Source organism: Brucella sp. NBRC 12950, assembly GCF_030268145.1.
Taxonomy (GTDB): domain Bacteria; phylum Pseudomonadota; class Alphaproteobacteria; order Rhizobiales; family Rhizobiaceae; genus Brucella.
The window spans coordinates 1-450 of sequence record NZ_BSQC01000050.1; the positions used below are offsets into that span (position 1 = coordinate 1).

Genomic DNA, 450 nt, shown 5'->3' on the forward strand with positions numbered 1-450 from the left:
TTTCGGAGCCCTGCTTGACTTCCGAGCCGATTGTTTCGGTGCGCTGTTGGGCAACCGTGATGTTGATATCGTCCCTGGCTTCGAGGCTGACGTCACCGCCGGCCTTCACCTTTGAACCTGATATCAGAATATCGTCGCCCGCTTTGATGGACGTGTCACCACCAGACGACAGGTTGGATGTTTGCGCAAAGGTGGAATCGGTCTGCGACATGCGGGTGCCAGCAACGCCATTGACCTTCTTCTCAACACCTGCCGCGACAACATTGACCGAGCCCGCTTCTGCTTCAATGCCGAGATTGCCGCCGGCTGCAACACTCGAACCAATAACGTTCACATCCTGTTTGGCGGTGATCGTCGTGTCTTTGCCCGATTGAACAGTGGTGCCAATCACATTGTCGGAACCATTATTGGTCGCTTTTGCCGTGTCGAGCGTTACACTTTGCCCGCTGA

General features: G+C 55.1%; 1 protein-coding gene. It reads right to left on the reverse strand.

The genetic code is table 11. The annotated features are described in order from the left end of the window. On the reverse strand, positions 1 to 450 hold a 450-nt coding region (locus QSJ70_RS27385), incomplete at both ends, for a hemagglutinin repeat-containing protein (RefSeq protein ID WP_285541368.1).